The organism is Blautia sp. NSJ-175, assembly GCF_022867815.1.
In the GTDB taxonomy this organism is placed as follows: domain Bacteria; phylum Bacillota; class Clostridia; order Lachnospirales; family Lachnospiraceae; genus Blautia; species Blautia celeris.
Genome location: NZ_JALIFQ010000005.1, coordinates 1 through 14,978, shown reverse-complemented (window position 1 = coordinate 14,978; position 14,978 = coordinate 1). Strand labels below are relative to the sequence as shown.

The 14,978-nt window shown below is 48.4% G+C and carries 15 protein-coding genes; all 15 read left to right on the top strand.

Features of this window, described 5'->3' with window-relative positions:
* The first annotated feature begins 2 nt into the window (after positions 1 to 2).
* The 15 genes from pyrE to radA all read left to right on the top strand — a co-directional run bounded on the left by pyrE (position 3) and on the right by radA (position 14,181).
* Positions 3 to 680, top strand: coding sequence for an orotate phosphoribosyltransferase (pyrE, locus tag MUB35_RS09330; RefSeq protein ID WP_103733261.1), 678 nt, complete (start codon positions 3 to 5; stop codon positions 678 to 680).
* Positions 681 to 724: 44 nt separating this feature from the next.
* The gene (locus MUB35_RS09325; protein WP_181014597.1) at positions 725 to 877 is read left to right on the top strand and encodes a hypothetical protein; all 153 of its coding nucleotides are present in this window, start codon (positions 725 to 727) and stop codon (positions 875 to 877) included.
* A 93-nt stretch (positions 878 to 970) separates the two neighbouring features.
* Complete coding sequence (locus MUB35_RS09320; RefSeq protein ID WP_118743540.1) at positions 971 to 1,459, top strand: VanZ family protein; 489 nt, start codon at positions 971 to 973, stop codon at positions 1,457 to 1,459.
* A complete protein-coding gene (locus tag MUB35_RS09315) occupies positions 1,440 to 1,760 on the top strand; it encodes a DUF6142 family protein (RefSeq protein WP_033140976.1) in 321 nt (106 codons plus the stop codon). Before MUB35_RS09320 ends, MUB35_RS09315 begins: the two co-directional genes overlap by 20 nt.
* A 9-nt stretch (positions 1,761 to 1,769) precedes the next feature.
* Positions 1,770 to 2,360: an HD domain-containing protein gene (locus MUB35_RS09310; RefSeq protein WP_033140977.1), complete on the top strand. Its 591-nt coding sequence runs from the start codon at positions 1,770 to 1,772 to the stop codon at positions 2,358 to 2,360.
* Positions 2,353 to 4,404: an aminopeptidase gene (locus MUB35_RS09305; protein ID WP_118743539.1), complete on the top strand. Its 2,052-nt coding sequence runs from the start codon at positions 2,353 to 2,355 to the stop codon at positions 4,402 to 4,404. Before MUB35_RS09310 ends, MUB35_RS09305 begins: the two co-directional genes overlap by 8 nt.
* A gap of 196 nt (positions 4,405 to 4,600) precedes the next feature.
* A complete protein-coding gene (locus tag MUB35_RS09300) occupies positions 4,601 to 5,182 on the top strand; it encodes a hypothetical protein (protein ID WP_147396162.1) in 582 nt (193 codons plus the stop codon).
* A 290-nt stretch (positions 5,183 to 5,472) separates the two neighbouring features.
* Entirely contained in the window at positions 5,473 to 5,973 is a 501-nt protein-coding gene (gene purE / locus MUB35_RS09295) for a 5-(carboxyamino)imidazole ribonucleotide mutase (protein WP_033140980.1), read from the top strand.
* 165 nt (positions 5,974 to 6,138) lie between these two features.
* The gene (purM, locus tag MUB35_RS09290; protein WP_033144216.1) at positions 6,139 to 7,164 is read left to right on the top strand and encodes a phosphoribosylformylglycinamidine cyclo-ligase; all 1,026 of its coding nucleotides are present in this window, start codon (positions 6,139 to 6,141) and stop codon (positions 7,162 to 7,164) included.
* Between the two features lie 78 nt (positions 7,165 to 7,242).
* On the top strand, positions 7,243 to 7,869 hold the full coding sequence (purN, locus tag MUB35_RS09285; protein WP_033144215.1) for a phosphoribosylglycinamide formyltransferase: 627 nt from the start codon (positions 7,243 to 7,245) through the stop codon (positions 7,867 to 7,869).
* Between the two features lie 20 nt (positions 7,870 to 7,889).
* Positions 7,890 to 9,164, top strand: coding sequence for a phosphoribosylamine--glycine ligase (gene purD / locus MUB35_RS09280; RefSeq protein WP_148393741.1), 1,275 nt, complete (start codon positions 7,890 to 7,892; stop codon positions 9,162 to 9,164).
* 139 nt (positions 9,165 to 9,303) lie between these two features.
* Positions 9,304 to 9,672, top strand: coding sequence for a GntR family transcriptional regulator (locus tag MUB35_RS09275; RefSeq protein ID WP_033144213.1), 369 nt, complete (start codon positions 9,304 to 9,306; stop codon positions 9,670 to 9,672).
* A gap of 15 nt (positions 9,673 to 9,687) precedes the next feature.
* Positions 9,688 to 12,150, top strand: a complete 2,463-nt coding sequence (locus MUB35_RS09270) for an ATP-dependent Clp protease ATP-binding subunit (RefSeq protein WP_033144212.1) — start codon at positions 9,688 to 9,690, stop codon at positions 12,148 to 12,150.
* A gap of 122 nt (positions 12,151 to 12,272) precedes the next feature.
* On the top strand, positions 12,273 to 12,686 hold the full coding sequence (locus tag MUB35_RS09265) for a hypothetical protein (protein ID WP_033144211.1): 414 nt from the start codon (positions 12,273 to 12,275) through the stop codon (positions 12,684 to 12,686).
* A gap of 118 nt (positions 12,687 to 12,804) precedes the next feature.
* Complete coding sequence (gene radA, locus MUB35_RS09260) at positions 12,805 to 14,181, top strand: DNA repair protein RadA (RefSeq protein ID WP_033144210.1); 1,377 nt, start codon at positions 12,805 to 12,807, stop codon at positions 14,179 to 14,181.
* Positions 14,182 to 14,978: the final 797 nt, after the last annotated feature.

Sequence of the window (14,978 nt, the reverse complement as noted above, 5' to 3'; positions counted from 1 at the left end):
CGATGGAAGCGTACAAACAGGAATTTATTGAATTTATGGTGGACTGCCAGGTGCTGAAATTCGGAGACTTCGTCACAAAGAGCGGACGGAACACCCCGTTTTTCGTAAACACCGGATTTTATAGAACAGGAGCACAGCTTCGCAAGCTGGGAGAATATTATGCCAGAGCCATTGCGGACAAGTTCGGATTTGACTTTGACGTATTGTTCGGACCTGCCTACAAGGGAATACCGCTGACAGTAGCAGCAACCATGGCGATCAGTGAGTTTTACGGAAAAGATATCCGCTACTGCTCCAACAGGAAAGAAGTAAAGGACCATGGGGATAAGGGAATCCTTCTGGGAAGCCCTATTGAGGACGGCGATAAGGTGGTCATCATCGAGGACGTGACAACAGCAGGCACCTCTATCGCAGAGACACTACCCATTATCAGGGCGCAGGGCAATGTAAGCCCCATCGGCCTTGTGGTATCTGTGGACCGCATGGAGCGGGGACAGGGCGAGAAGAGCGCACTTAAAGAGATTGAAGAGAAGTACGGACTTGCCACAACAGCCATTGTAACCATGGAGGAGGTTGTGGAGCATCTGTACAACAAAGAGTACAAAGGAAAAGTTATCATTGATGATAAGATGAAAGCAGCCATTGATGCATATTATGAGAAATATGGCGCAAACGAGTAAACAATAATCATCTGACTTTGTCGGGACGGAAGGAAGTGTGCTGGATGAACGAAAAGATCTATAAGACTATGTCACGTGCCGGAGTTACCTCTCTGGTACTGGGAATTGTCGCTGCAGTTACAGGAATTGTCAGCGGTGTTATGCTTATTATCAACGGAACAAAACTTTTAAGAAAAAGAAGTGAGATCACATTCTAGCCGGACAGAACAACACAAGAATAGGGAAGAGGGCGTTTTAGGCGGCCCTCTTCTTCATACATAGGAGAGACTATGCAATAGGAGTTTAGAACATTGAAAAATAAAACAAAAAGGAAAATCAAAGCGGCAGGAACCGTGTTGTTCCTGATTTATATACTTGCGCTTATTTATTTCCTGTTTTTCGCGGAGCGGTTCAGCGGGGTGGAGTTTGCCCAGAGGGAATACCACTACAACCTGACGCCTTTACAGGAAATCAGAAGATTCTGGATTTACAAAGAGCAGCTTGGAGTCTTAGCAGTGGTATCCAATCTGTTTGGAAATGTAATAGGTTTTGTTCCTTTTGGCCTGATTCTTCCCATCATTTGCAGAAATGCAAGGGGATTCTTTTTTATCACTTTTTCCGGTTTTGCATTGAGCCTTTGCGTGGAAACCATACAGCTTATCACGAAGCTGGGATGTTTTGATGTGGACGATATGATTTTGAATACAACTGGCGCGGCACTTGGATATATTCTTTTTGCCGTGAGCCATTATATATATAGAAAAAACAGGAGGAAACAGCATGGCAAAGAAACGCTATAAATATTCATTTACAAAAAAAAGACATACCAGAGGCGGAGTGGAATCCTCTATTCTGGCGCTGATGTCCGGCCTGCTGTTTTTTGGAGCAGCAATCTGTTCCCTGGTCATGAGTGGACAGGGCGGCATGTATCTGGGAGCTATGGGAATCCTGGCTCTTGGCTTGTCCGTATACGGGTTTATTCTGGGGCTGAAAAGCTTTTCGGAACAGAACCGTGCATTTCTTTACAGCAAGATCGGTTCCGTGGCCAACGGCGTGCTGATGGTCATCTGGATTGCGCTTTTTTTGGTAGGAATCTCATAAGGAGGAAATATGGACGATAGATTAAAAAAACAAATGGAATTTATGCTGGAGGTTGACAAGAGTAAATTTGTCCGCCGCCAGACTTACCTGTCAGACGGAATCCGCAGGGAGAATGACGCAGAGCACTCCTGGCATCTGGCGCTGATGGCAGCACTTCTGTCAGAGCACGCCAATGAGAAGATTGATATTGCCAGGACCATGCTCATGGTTCTCATACACGATATTGTAGAGATTGACGCAGGGGATACCTATGCCTATGACGATGCCGGCCATCTGGATAAGCGGGAGCGTGAGGTGAAGGCGGCAAAACGCATTTTCGGGCTGCTGCCGGAAGACCAGGCGGAGAAGATGATGGATCTGTGGGAGGAGTTCGAGGCTTCCGAGACACCGGAGGCAAAATTCGCCCACTCCCTTGACTGTGTGCAGCCTCTGATGCTCAATGACGCCACAGACGGCAAGTCCTGGAGAGAGCATGAGATCAAGAGATCACAGGTCATGAAAAGGAATGCGGGAACCGCACAGGGCTCTGCGCTGCTGATGGAGTATGTGAACGGCATTCTTGACAAAAATGTGGAAAAAGGAAATCTGAGAGATGAGTAGGGATACATTTTTGGAGGAACGTTTTGAACTGGTGAAGGGAAGAATCCGGGAAATGCAGCAGGAGATGGATGTGCCGGAGAGATTTTGCGGCTTTTTTCATGAGATGACATCCTACCTGAATTATGTGCTCACCCTTCATGAGAAGATCAGGGAAGGATGGCTGGAACATGCTGCCCTTTCAGAACTTCAGAAGAACAATGAGGAGCTTTACGGCAGGATACTGCCCGGAGCTTATGAGACATCTTACGCAAATCCGGCTTATGCGGTGCGCATGCTCCAGGAGGAGTACGGAAGGCTTCTTTCCTTTCTGGCAGCAGAGGTGCGGGGGATCGTTGTCTATGCCTATGAGGACCGCCTCTTTGATATGACGGTGCTCATGGAACTTTATGTGCAGATCTACAATTTGCTGGAGGAGCCGACAGTGCCTGCGCAGGAGATAAGAGATACCCTGTACTGGTATGTGAGTGATTACAGTGAGGAGATGGTTGGGAGAAGAATCCGGGAAGCGGTGGACCCTTCTCTTGATTTTGCTGTGCGCATTGTCTGTGACAGTGACCTTACAGATTCCAGATATTTGTATAAGTACGGGGAATATGTGACAGAGAATGAAATCGCCATGGCAGAATATCTGAACCGTTTTTCTGAGGAGGAGACAGAGGCCATGGCCCGTACCTTTACAGAAGGCTACAGGATCGGGTTTGTCAACGGGAGAAAAGACATTTCCAAAAAGAACAGTGTGAATATCCGTTATCAGCTTGGCTTTGAGCGCATGGTAAGAGCGGCTGTCCGCCAGTTTGAGGACATGGGATTAAAGCCTGTGATCTACCGGAGCGCCGTCCATGCGGTGAATAAAAAGCAGCACCACAGGATTGGCTATTACGGGGCAATTCCAAATAAACAGTATGATTATGACCACAAGGATGACGCGGCGCTGTTTTTGAACCAGGAGTTTGTACAGCGTAAGCTCCGTGTTATGCAGGTGGCTTATGAGCAGGTAAAAGACCTTGCCAATACCCACGGAGGCCCGGCAGTTATAGAGACCTTCGGGGAAACACCTTTTACTCCCGTGAGTAAAAAGGAGGCCTTTTCCCTGTCATCCCACCAGCAGAAACTGCAGGTGGCCTATGACAATGAGGCGGGACAGATCGTGAACCGCTATATCAAGGGGGAAGAGCGCAGCTTTACCATCATTGCCTATCCGGTCTGTGAGATAGGTGAGAAATTCGGGGATATTTTCCGGGAAACCGTGCGCCTGAACACCCTTGACTATCGTCTGTATCAGGGAATCCAGCAGAAGCTTATTGATGCCCTGGATGAAGGGTGCGAGGTCAGAATCAAGGGCAGGGGCGGCAACCGGACGGATATGACGGTGCGCCTCCATGACCTTACAGATCCGGAAAAACAGACGAATTTTGAAAACTGTTTGGCAGATGTGAACATCCCTGTGGGGGAAGTCTTCACAAGCCCGGTTCTTCATGGAACGAACGGTGTGCTGCACGTGTCAGGCGTGTATCTGGACGGCTTGTATTACAGGGATCTGGAGATAACTTTCCGGGATGGGAAAGTTTCAGATTATATCTGCGCCAATTTTGAGACAGAGGAGGAGAACAGGGATTATATTAAGGAAAATATCCTGTTCCACCACGATATGCTGCCCTTGGGGGAATTTGCCATCGGCACTAACACCACGGCCTATGTGATGGCAAAGAAATACCGGATTGAGGACATTCTGCCTATTCTCATTGCAGAGAAGATGGGACCGCACTTTGCAGTGGGTGATACCTGCTACAGCTGGTCTGAGGATACCGCAGTGTATAATCCCGACGGGAAAGAGATCATTGCAAGGGACAATGAAGTGTCTGTTTTAAGAAGGATCGATGCGGGCAAGGCCTACTTCGGATGCCATACGGATATTACCATTCCTTATGAGGAGCTGGGAGAGATCACGGCGGTGAGAAGGGACGGCAGCCGGATACCGATCATAAAAGACAGCCGTTTTGTACTGCCGGGGACTGAGGAACTGAACCGGGTGCTGGATGAGTGATGTTTCTTTTTCATACGCCGGGCCGCAGATGTCGGACCCGGCCCTCCTTTTGTAAAAAAACATGTATTTCTGTACGATTATGTCAAAAATCACGACGATTATGTACATTTTGCTTTCTGCTTTTGTTTGTGCAGTATAATGAGGAAGAAGATGTTGTGAGACAAATATTTACATGGGAAAAAGGGGAGTAATATTTATGAAGAAACGTATAGCGGCAATTGTGCTTGCAGGGCTGCTCGCAGTATCCGTACTTGGGGCAGGATGTGGAAAAAACGAAGCGGAGGATAAAGATACACAAAAAAAGACAGAGGCTGGGGTGGATGGGACAGAGAAAACGAAGGACAGAAAAGAGCAGACGGTGGTAAAGCCAGTGAAAAAGCCGGATACTTCCGGGGACGGGGAGCAAGAAGATGCATCGCCGAAGAAGGAAGAGGGGACAGATGCCCAATCCAGCGCGGGAATATCCGGGCAGCAGGAATACAATACCGGGGAGGAAGCGTCTGGACAGGTAGAAAATGTTGACAGTGAGGATAACACTGCCGGCACTGATGATACGGATGATAGTACAGAAGAACCCGGAGGCCCGCAGACTGTGACCGGTATCATTCAGGATATCAGTGGTTCCACCCTGGGAATTATGGAAGCGGACGGCGGTGTCTACGGATTTGACACAGGCATACTCTCCGGTTTTGATGATTCTTACCAGATTGGGGATACGGTTACCGTTACATACGAGGGAGATACCATGAACCCCGACAGCGCAGAGATTTCACACTGACAGGACAGAGAAAGACTTGTACTTTTGGCTGCAGCCTGTACATTTTTGGGAAGCCGGAGAAAAACGGCTTCCTTTTTATGTGAAAATCCGCCTTTTTCCCCTATAAGCTGCCATCAAAAATGAGATATGAGGTTGACAATATTTAGAACTCTATGTAAAATTGTTCTGTAAAGATGAAAGTAAGCGTTGTGGTCCGCAAATCTTCGGGGCACAGCTTGTTATCACGGGACTGCTTCTGGCATTCCCGTAATCCAGCAACAACAAAATTCAAAAATAAAGGAGATAAAGTCATGGCAAAAGTTGGAATTGTTATGGGAAGTGACTCCGATATGCCTGTTATGAAAAAAGCAGCAGACATGTTGGAAAAATTTGGAATCGAGTATGAGATGAAGATCATTTCAGCTCACAGAGAACCGGATGTGTTCTTTGAGTACGCAAAGACAGCGGAGGAGAAAGATTTCAAAGTCATCATTGCAGGTGCAGGAATGGCAGCTCACCTTCCAGGCATGTGTGCAGCGATTTTCCCCATGCCGGTTATCGGTATCCCCATGCACACCACATCTTTAGGAGGAAGAGACTCCCTGTATTCCATCGTACAGATGCCGTCCGGAATTCCGGTTGCAACAGTTGCAATCAACGGAGGAGCCAATGCCGGTATTCTGGCAGCCAAGATTTTAGCAACTTCCGACCCGGAACTGCTGCAGAAGTTAAAAGACTATAAAGAAGAGCTGAAAGACCAGGTCGTTGCAAAAGATGCAAGACTGCAGGAAGTTGGATATAAAGAATATTAGTAACTGTTTAGTCAGGTCTGCGCATTTACTGCGCTGACCGTGCAAAAGAGTAGTGGCGGCAGGTATTCGCCCCATCGCGAAGCGATTTTTAATGGGCGAATACCCGTAACGATTCAGCTGGCTGAATAGTTACGAATATTAATACAGAACCTTTGGAGGATGAAAATGGATTACAAGAATGCCGGTGTAGATATTGAAGCAGGCTACAAATCAGTAGAGTTGATGAAGGAACACATTAAAAAGACCATGAGACCGGAAGTGCTCACCAATATCGGTGGATTTTCCGGTGCCTTTTCCATGGATGCATTTAAGAACATGGAGAAACCGACTCTGGTATCAGGAACAGACGGTGTGGGTACCAAGCTGAAACTGGCTTTCATAATGGATAAGCATGACACAGTGGGAATTGACTGTGTGGCTATGTGCGTAAATGATATCGCGTGCGCAGGCGGAGAACCGCTGTTTTTCCTGGATTATATTGCCTGCGGCAAGAACTACCCGGAAAAGATCGCTGAGATCGTCAAAGGTGTGGCGGCAGGCTGTGAGCAGTCAAATGCAGCCCTCATCGGCGGTGAGACAGCAGAGATGCCCGGATTCTATCCGGAAGATGAATATGACCTGGCAGGATTTGCTGTGGGCGTTGTAGATGAAAAAGACCTGATCACAGGCAAGGAGTTAAAAGACGGCGATGTACTTGTGGGCATGGCGTCCTCCGGTGTGCACAGCAATGGATTTTCCCTTGTGAGAAAAGTGTTCGACATGACAAAAGAGTCTCTGGACACTTACTATGACGAGCTGGGCAAAACCCTGGGTGAGGCACTGATCGCACCGACTAAGATCTATGTTAAGGCATTGAGAAGCGTAAAGGAAGCCGGCGTCCGCATCAAGGGCTGCAGCCATATCACAGGCGGCGGATTCTATGAGAACGTGCCCAGAATGCTGAAAGACGGCGTATGCGCAGTGATCGAAAAGGACAGCTACCCAATCCCTCCGATCTTCATTTTGATGGCGAAAAAAGGTGAGATTGACGAGAAAATGATGTACAACACCTACAACATGGGTATCGGTATGGTGATGGCTGTGGACGCGGCAGATGTGGAGAAGACCATGGAAGCTGTAAAGGCAGCAGGCGAGACGCCCTATGTCATCGGACGCATCGAGGCAGGAGACAAAGACGTTAAATTAGTGTAGTATGATAAGTTCCCGCAGATTCCTGCATAGACAGGCAGTCTGCGGGCTTTCAACTCATGGAGAAAGGCTGGTAAGACAATGCTGAGACTGGCAGTTCTGGTATCCGGCGGCGGTACAAACCTGCAGGCCATAATAGATGCCATTGACAAGAAAACAATTACGAATGCGGAGATTTCCGTGGTTATCAGCAACAATCCCGGCGCCTATGCGCTGGAGCGCGCCAAAACACATGGAATTGACGCGCTGTGCGTATCCCCGAAAAACTATGAGAACAGAGCAGCCTTCAATCAGGCGCTTCTTGAGACCCTGCAGTCCTACAAGCCGGATCTGGTCGTTCTTGCAGGCTGCCTTGTGGTGATCCCCGAGATCATGGTAAAAGCTTTTCCGAATAAGATCATCAACATCCATCCTGCACTGATTCCTGCTTTTTGCGGAACCGGCTATTACGGGCTCAAAGTCCATGAAGCTGTCTTAAAAAGAGGTGCGAAAGTGACGGGTGCCACGGTACATTTTGTGGACGAGGGTACAGACACAGGCCCGATCATTCTGCAGAAAGCAGTGGAAGTAAAAGAAGGGGATACCCCGGAAATCCTGCAGAGAAGAGTCATGGAGGAGGCAGAGTGGGTCATTATGCCAAAAGCCATTGATCTGATCGCAAACGGCAGGATAATTGTGGAAGACGGTATTGTGAAAACAAAAGAGTGAACGGAAGGAAGAGGCGCAATATGAAAGTATTAATTATCGGAAGCGGCGGAAGAGAGCATGCCATTGCATGGAAAGTGGCACAGAGCCCCAAAGTGGACAAGATTTACTGTGCACCGGGCAATGCGGGAATTGCGGAGTATGCCCAGTGTGTAGATATAAAAGCCATGGAATTTGAAAAGCTGGCTGCATTTGCTAAGGAAAACGCTATTGACCTTACAGTTGTGGGAATGGATGACCCGCTGGTAGGCGGTGTTGTAGATGTATTTGAGAGAGAGGGTCTGCGTGTATTCGGCCCGAGAAAAAATGCCGCCATTCTGGAAGGCTCCAAGGCATTTTCAAAAGACCTGATGAAAAAATACAATATCCCTACAGCGGGCTATGAGAATTTTGAGGATGCAGAGGAGGCCTTAAAGTATCTGCGTGAAAAGGCTGAGTTCCCCATTGTTCTGAAGGCGGACGGCCTTGCGCTTGGAAAAGGCGTGCTGATCTGCAACACCCTGGAGGAGGCAGAGGAAGGCGTCAAAACCATTATGCTGGATAAAAAATTCGGCTCCGCAGGCAACACACTGGTTGTGGAGGAGTTCATGACAGGCCGTGAAGTGTCTGTGCTCTCCTTTGTGGATGGCAAGACGATCAAGACCATGACTTCCGCTCAGGACCACAAGCGCGCAAAAGACGGAGACCAGGGCCTGAATACAGGCGGCATGGGAACCTTCTCCCCAAGTCCTTTCTATACAAAGGAAGTGGATGATTTCTGTGAAAAATACATCTATCAGGCCACTGTGGACGCAATGGCTTCTGAGGGAAGAGAGTTCAAGGGAATTATTTTCTTCGGACTCATGCTCACAGAGAAGGGGCCAAAAGTTCTGGAATACAATGCGCGTTTTGGAGATCCGGAAGCACAGGTTGTCATTCCGAGACTGAAAAATGACATTGTGGAAGTGTTCGAGGCATGTGTGGACGGCAGGCTGGATGAGATCGACCTGCAGTTTGAGGATAATGCAGCAGTCTGCGTGGTTCTGGCTTCTGACGGATATCCGGTATCTTATGAGAAGGGATATCCCATCAAGGGGCTGGATACCTTCAAAGACAAGGACGGTTACTATGTGTTCCACGCCGGAACTGCCTTCAAAGACGGTGAGATCGTTACAAACGGAGGCCGTGTGCTGGGAGTGACCGCAAAGGGAGCAAATCTGAAGGAAGCCCGTGCCAATGCGTACAAGGCAGTACAGTGGATCGATTTTGACAACAAATACATGCGCAGTGACATCGGCAAAGCAATCGACGAGGCATAAAAGGAAAGCAATTGATACAAAGGAAAAGGAAACGCCGCATACGCCGGGCGTTTCCTTTTTTTGCCCATCCACTTGAACAACGCCCTTATTTGTGCTATCCTATATATAACAAATTCCAAAAGAGAAAGCAGGTGGAAGGATGTTGATAGAGATCGATTTCAACAGTGAGGAAGCAATCTACGTTCAGCTGTGTAATCAGATTATTTTGGGAATTGCCACCTCCAAGCTTCAGGAGGGTGAAAATCTTCCTTCTGTCAGACAACTGGCTGACACCATAGGCATTAACATGCATACGGTAAATAAAGCCTACTCGGTTTTAAAGCAGGAGGGGTTTGTCACGATTGACAGGAGAAGAGGCGCTGTCATTTCCATAGATGCGGATAAGATACGTGCCCTGGAGGAGATGAAGGAAGAACTGAGGGTTCTTTTGGCAAAAGGAAGCTGCCGGAATATTTCCAGGGCAGAGGTCCATGAGCTGATAGATGAAATCTATGAAGAATATGAGTAAAATAAGGAGACTTGCATGAAAGAACGTTATTCAAAGCAGGCAGTAAATGCGCTGAAAGCCGCTGAGAAAACTGCCGAGGGACGCAGCCACAACTATGTGGGCACCGAGCACCTGCTTGCAGGACTGCTGAAGGAGGCGGCGGGAACAGCCGGACTTGTCCTTGCGGAAGCCGGCGTGGAGGAGATGAAGCTGCTGGCGCTGATCGATAAACTGATTGCCCCCCAGGGGGATGTGGCACTTGAAAATCCACAGGGATATACACCGAGGGCACAGAAGGTGCTTGATAACGCCAGAGAGGAAGCCGGCAATTTCGGCGGCGGCGTCATAGGCACGGAGCATATTCTGATCGCCATGCTGAAGGAATATGACTGTGTGGGGACCAGACTTCTCCACACACTGGGAATCAATATACAGCAGCTCTATCTGGATGTGCTGAAGGCCATGGGCAAGGATAAAATGATTCCAAAGGAGGACCTGCAGAGCGGCAATCTGATGAAGGCATCCACCGGAAGCCAGACACCCACCCTGGACCAGTACAGCCGCGATCTTACCAAAATGGCTGCAGACGGGAAACTGGACCCTGTCATCGGCAGGGAAAAGGAAATTTCAAGGATCATCCAGATCCTGAGCCGGAGAAGCAAGAACAACCCCTGCCTGATCGGCGAGCCCGGCGTGGGCAAGACTGCCATCACAGAGGGACTTGCACAGCGGATTGTGTGGGGACTTGTGCCTGAGAACATGCTGGATAAGCGTGTGGTAGTGCTGGATTTGTCCGGTATGGTGGCAGGCAGCAAATACAGAGGAGAATTTGAAGAGAGAATCAAAAAAGTAGTACAGGAAGTCATGAACAATAAGGGAATCCTTTTGTTCATCGACGAGCTGCACACTATTATCGGCGCAGGCGGCGCGGAGGGGGCACTGGATGCGTCCAATATTTTGAAACCATCCCTTTCCAGAGGAGAGATTCAGCTCATCGGCGCCACGACCATAGATGAATACAGAAAATATATTGAAAAGGACGCTGCACTGGAGCGGAGATTCCAGCCGGTCATGGTGGAGGAGCCATCCAAGGAGGAGGCCGTGGAAATCTTAAAAGGCCTTGCGCCTTATTATGAAAAGCATCATGGGGCAGTTATTGAGGAGTCAGCCATAGAGGCAGCCGTGACCATGAGCATTCGGTATATCAATGACAGGTTCCTTCCGGATAAGGCCATAGACCTGCTTGACGAGGCGGCATCCAAGGTCCAGCTTGCCGGTTATAAGACGCCGGAGGGCATTGTGCAGACAGAGAACCATCTCCGCCACATCTACGCAGCCAAGGAGGAGGCCGTGAAAGCCCAGGATTTTGATCTGGCGAAGGAACTCCAGGCGGAGCAGGAAAAAGCCGAGGAAGAGCTGCATAAGGCCCGTGAGCGGTATGAAAAGCAGTGCAGGAATAAGAAGCTGGTGGTAAAGGAAGAGGACATCGCCGAGGTGGTGTCGGACTGGACCAAGATACCGGTCAAAAAGCTGGCGGAAGGTGAGTCAAAACGTCTTGCCCGTCTGGAGCATATCCTTCACAGGCGTGTCATCGGCCAGGATGAAGCAGTATCCGCAGTGGCAAAAGCGGTGAAGAGAGGACGCGTGGGACTCAAAGACCCCAAGCGCCCCATTGGTTCTTTTCTGCTGCTGGGCCCCACCGGCGTAGGAAAGACAGAGCTTTCAAAAGCGCTGGCAGAGGCGGTATTCGGAAGCGAGCAGTCCATGATCCGTGTGGATATGTCCGAGTATATGGAGAAGCACAGCGTCTCCAAGCTGATCGGTTCACCGCCGGGATATGTGGGCTATGAGGAGGGCGGCCAGTTCAGTGAGAAGGTCCGCAGGAATCCTTACAGCGTCATCCTTTTCGATGAAATCGAGAAGGCACATCCGGATGTGTTCAATATTCTGCTCCAGGTGCTGGACGACGGCCATATTACAGATGCCCAGGGAAGGAAAGTGGATTTCAAGGAGACCATCATCATCATGACCTCCAACGCAGGTGCCCAGGCCATCGTAGCGCCGAAAAAGCTGGGATTCGGAGCCGTGGAAGATGAAAAGCAGGATTACAGAAGGATGAAGGAAGGGGTAATGGAAGAGGTAAAACGCATGTTCAAGCCTGAATTCCTGAACCGTATCGATGAGATCATCGTCTTCCACACCCTCAACAAAGAAGAGATCAAGAAGATCGTGGGAATCCTCATGAAGGATCTGATCAAACGCTGCAGGGACCAGATGAACATCACCTTAAAGGTGCGGGACAGCGTAAAAGAGCTCATCGCGAAAGAAGGTTTTGATCCAAAGTACGGCGCAAGACCGCTGAAACGGGCTATCCAGAACAAGATTGAGGATGTCATGGCAGAGGAGATCCTGGAAGGGAAGATTAAAGAGGGCGATGAGGTGACTCTGGGCATTTCTAAACAGGGAATAAAATTTGTGGTAAATCCGTCGAATGACTAGAAAAAGATTACGAATTATGGTAACATGCATATAAGGTTTCCATTGAGAAATATAACCAAAGACACCGGAAGGCACGAGGGTATCAAGGCCCCGGTGAAAGACATAAGTGGGAGGACATTGAGATGTCAGTAGTAAAAGAGTTAATACGAACAGAGGAAAACGGTAAAATCAGCTTTGGAAATTATGAATTGGCAGCAAAATCCAAACTTTCCGACTTTGAGCATGACGGAGATATGTATAAAGTAAAGACATATAATGAAATTACAAAGCTGGAGCGCAACGGCATGTTCGTGTATGAATCTGTTCCGGGAACTGCAGTTCTGGATCTTGATGTAGTGGAGGATGGCATGAGCTTTCTGGTAGAGGGCCCCAAAGATGCGCAGATCACCGTGGAACTGGAAGAAGATACAGAGTATGCAATTACCATAGATGGAGTAAATGCAGGTCAGATGAAGACAAATCTGGGCGGCAAGCTGTCCTTCAGCGTTGAGCTTGAGCAGTCCGAGCAGGTATCTGTAAGTATCAGGAAACTGTAAAAAGGATTTTGTCCGAACGGGCAGCAGTTTAAAAATCAGCGGGTCGGAGTGTGGTGCTCCGGCCCTTTTTCAATTTTACGCGAAAATTTGACGGAAGGAAAACAGAAAGGATTAAGATATGGCAAAGGCTAAGAAAACCGTTTTTTTCTGCCAGAACTGCGGATATGAATCTGCGAAATGGATGGGGCAGTGCCCGGGATGCCGGGAGTGGAATTCCTTTGTGGAGGAGACTGTTTCACAGGGGGCGAAAAAAAGCTCCGGGCAGGCAACAGCAGGCAGTCCGGGAGGACGGGCAGGCAAGCCGGTGAAGCTCTCCGAGATTGACATCCGTGAGGACAACCGGGTAAAGACCGGAATGGATGAATTAGACCGGGTTCTGGGCGGCGGCGTGGTCCAGGGCTCCATGGTTCTGGTGGGCGGAGATCCGGGTATCGGAAAATCAACCCTTCTTCTGCAGGTGTGCAAGCTTCTTTCAGATCTGGGGCATAAGATTCTCTACATATCAGGTGAGGAATCCCTGCAGCAGATTAAAATGCGGGCACGGCGTATCGGGGAATTTAATGAGAACCTGCGCCTTCTCTGTGAGACGAACCTGGAGACCATCAGTACGACCATAGAAAATGAGAAGCCTGAGGCAGTAATCATTGACTCTATCCAAACCATGTATAATGAGGAGGTATCATCCGCGCCGGGCAGTGTCTCACAGGTCCGGGAATCCACAGGCATACTTATGAAGATCGCAAAGGGCAGCGGTATCTCCGTATTTATTGTAGGTCATGTGACGAAGGACGGAAGTGTTGCCGGTCCCCGAGTTCTGGAACACATGGTGGATACCGTGCTCTATTTTGAAGGGGACAGGCATGCCTCTTACCGGATTTTGAGAAGTGTAAAGAACCGTTTCGGCTCCACCAATGAAATCGGTGTGTTTGAGATGCAGGAGCGCGGCCTGGTGGAGGTGAAAAACCCCTCCCAGGTTATGCTGAACGGGCGCCCCACAGATGCCTCCGGGACAGTAGTAGTGTGCTCTTTGGAGGGAACACGTCCAATCCTGATAGAAATCCAGGCGCTGGTGACAAAGACAAACTTTGGCCTTCCCAGAAGGACTTCCGTAGGCATAGACTATAACCGTGTCAACCTGCTGATGGCAGTCCTGGAGAAGCGCGCAGGTCTGGCGCTTGGAAACTGCGATGCATACGTCAATCTGGCAGGCGGCATGAAACTGGGGGAACCGGCCATTGATCTGGGAATCGTGGTAGCCATCATATCCAGCTATAAGAACAGGACTGTGGATCCGGATACCCTGATCTTCGGTGAGGTGGGCCTGTCCGGTGAAGTGCGGGGAGTCAGTCAGGCACAACAGAGGGTGAAGGAAGCGGAAAAAATGGGATTTACCACCTGCATTATGCCAAAGGCAAATCTGGAAGGGCTGCAGGGAGAGTTTCAGATTCGTCTGATCGGAGTGGGGAATCTGAAAGATGTGATGGGATATATATAAGATATGAGCTGTGCATCCTTGTATCCATCTCTGGGAAGAGATGGGTACAAGCGTCGGTCTCTGTATAGGAGAATGAAAGGGTGAAAATGTGGAGCCTGCCAGTACAAGAAAGAGATATAGAAAACGCGGCTTTGAAAAGGCGATGCTGACAGCAGTATGGATTCGGTGCAGAGAAAATGTTGTTAATTGTACATATGTGGAGCTATATGGTGACTGGCGGGAGAAGTTTATGCTTCGGCATGGTTCAGAACATATGAAAAAATGGGGATTTGGGTTAAGGCTGAGGAGGATAATATATAAAATTATCAAAAAATGAAATTTATTGTTGACACCAGTATCTTCCTGTGCTATTATAATCTAGCTGTCGCCAATAAGTGACAGAAAACATCATAATATTTCAAAGGATTTGACACAATTCTGAAAATTATGAAAAAAGTTGTTGACAAACAGCAGAACCTGTGATAAGATAAACAAGTTGCTGCAAGAGCGATATGGAAACAACTGGTAACTGAGTTTTAAAATATTGGAAATGAAACTTCCGAATATTTTGAAAAAAGTTAAAAAAGTTGTTGACAAGTCAGAAAAGATGTGATAATCTAATATGGATGTCGCAAAAACGACAACATCCGACAGAAGAAAAAAACTTCTAAAAAAATAAAAAAGTTCTTGACAAGCTCAAAACGATATGATAAAATATCAAAGCTGTCAAAAACTGACAGGAACCTTGATAACTGAACAGTGAAACACATGAATCGAAAATTCTTTTACATTCAATTTTAAGAACGGTTCTAACGAAC

Excerpts from the sequence above, each read along its gene's own strand:
- purD (WP_148393741.1), top strand. The coding sequence starts at position 7,890 with ATGAAAGTATTAATTATCGGAAGCGGCGGAAGAGAGCATGCCATTGCA.
- MUB35_RS09305 (WP_118743539.1), top strand. The coding sequence starts at position 2,353 with ATGAGTAGGGATACATTTTTGGAGGAACGTTTTGAACTGGTGAAGGGA.
- MUB35_RS09275 (WP_033144213.1), top strand. The coding sequence starts at position 9,304 with ATGTTGATAGAGATCGATTTCAACAGTGAGGAAGCAATCTACGTTCAG.
- MUB35_RS09265 (WP_033144211.1), top strand. The coding sequence starts at position 12,273 with ATGTCAGTAGTAAAAGAGTTAATACGAACAGAGGAAAACGGTAAAATC.
- purN (WP_033144215.1), top strand. The coding sequence starts at position 7,243 with ATGCTGAGACTGGCAGTTCTGGTATCCGGCGGCGGTACAAACCTGCAG.
- purE (WP_033140980.1), top strand. The coding sequence starts at position 5,473 with ATGGCAAAAGTTGGAATTGTTATGGGAAGTGACTCCGATATGCCTGTT.
- pyrE (WP_103733261.1), top strand. The coding sequence starts at position 3 with ATGGAAGCGTACAAACAGGAATTTATTGAATTTATGGTGGACTGCCAG.
- purM (WP_033144216.1), top strand. The coding sequence starts at position 6,139 with ATGGATTACAAGAATGCCGGTGTAGATATTGAAGCAGGCTACAAATCA.
- MUB35_RS09315 (WP_033140976.1), top strand. The coding sequence starts at position 1,440 with ATGGCAAAGAAACGCTATAAATATTCATTTACAAAAAAAAGACATACC.
- MUB35_RS09300 (WP_147396162.1), top strand. The coding sequence starts at position 4,601 with ATGAAGAAACGTATAGCGGCAATTGTGCTTGCAGGGCTGCTCGCAGTA.
- MUB35_RS09325 (WP_181014597.1), top strand. The coding sequence starts at position 725 with ATGAACGAAAAGATCTATAAGACTATGTCACGTGCCGGAGTTACCTCT.
- MUB35_RS09310 (WP_033140977.1), top strand. The coding sequence starts at position 1,770 with ATGGACGATAGATTAAAAAAACAAATGGAATTTATGCTGGAGGTTGAC.
- radA (WP_033144210.1), top strand. The coding sequence starts at position 12,805 with ATGGCAAAGGCTAAGAAAACCGTTTTTTTCTGCCAGAACTGCGGATAT.
- MUB35_RS09270 (WP_033144212.1), top strand. The coding sequence starts at position 9,688 with ATGAAAGAACGTTATTCAAAGCAGGCAGTAAATGCGCTGAAAGCCGCT.